Source organism: Pseudoalteromonas atlantica, assembly GCF_043641955.1.
Taxonomy (GTDB): Bacteria; Pseudomonadota; Gammaproteobacteria; order Enterobacterales; family Alteromonadaceae; genus Pseudoalteromonas; species Pseudoalteromonas atlantica_A.
This window is the reverse complement of the sequence record NZ_JBHZRV010000027.1, coordinates 1-1,163: the sequence shown is the minus strand read 5'-3', so window position 1 is coordinate 1,163 and position 1,163 is coordinate 1. Positions and strand designations below refer to the sequence as shown.

Annotated in this window: 1 protein-coding gene; it reads left to right on the top strand. The window is 39.1% G+C overall.

The window, feature by feature from the left end; genetic code table 11:
* Positions 1–80: 80 nt before the first annotated feature.
* Entirely contained in the window at positions 81–1,085 is a 1,005-nt protein-coding gene (locus ACHUE3_RS19835; RefSeq protein ID WP_394194018.1) for a transposase, read from the top strand.
* The last annotated feature ends 78 nt before the right edge of the window (positions 1,086–1,163 follow it).

The following is a 1,163-nucleotide window of genomic DNA, read 5'->3' as shown; positions in this document are numbered from 1 at the left end:
AGGACAGGCACAATTTTTTTTGCAAAACCCATAGTATCGACTACTGTTTTTATATACAGTTAAAATAAAGTTGGTATTTTATGACTCGCGCAAGAAAAAAGCTGATTGATTTAGCATCCACATCTTATTATCACCTAATCTCACGATGTGTTAGACGAGCGTTTTTGTGCGGAGATGATAAATACACAGGTAAGAACTTTGATCATCGCCGGGAGTGGCTAGTAGATCGGATAAAGTTATTAAGTAGCGTATTTGCCATAGACATTGCCGCCTACGCAATTATGAGTAATCACTACCACCTAGTTGTGAACGTCAATAGGCGACAAGCTCTTGATTGGTCTGATGATGAAGTAATTACCCGCTGGTATCAGCTTTATAACGGCCATATTTTAGTTGATCGCTACTTAAATGGAGAGCAGTTAGATAAGGCGAGTTTACTCTTTTTTAATGAACTCATTGCTAGGTGGCGAGAACGACTCTACGACATCAGCTGGTATATGAAAAATCTTAATGAATACATTGCCCGCGAAGCCAATAAAGAAGATAACTGCACAGGTAAATACTGGGAAGGACGCTACAAATCACAAGCATTATTAGATGAAACCGCAGTGCTTAGTTGTATGGCCTACGTTGACTTGAATCCTATCAGAGCAAACATAGCCGACACGCTTGAAGACAGTGACTTCACCTCAATTCAAGAACGTATAGCGCATTTTAAAGCCTTCACCACAGGCACGGTCAAAGAGAATAAACCCCTAAAACACAAAGAGGCTCTTCAGCATGAAAGTCAACCCGCAAAGCTAAAGCTCTTTGGTGGAAACCACATTAAAAACACAATCCCTTTTGCCTTAGTCGATTACATTGAATTAGTTGACTGGAGTGGTCGCCACATAGATCCAAAGAAAAAAGGACATATCAACAGGGCAGTACCAAAAGTGCTGCTCACTCTGAATATAGAAGAAGCGCACTGGCTTAAATCAATTCAACGTTTTAGGCAGCAATATTCAAATTTTGCAGGCAGTAAACAACGGTTAAAGCAACAAGCAGCCACCAACGATGTGAAATGGTACAAAGGCGTAGGTTAAACAATTTAACCCATTAAATTATTGATACAAATTAAAGAATTCAATTTTTAACTTATCCTTATGACTTAAAATCCCTTG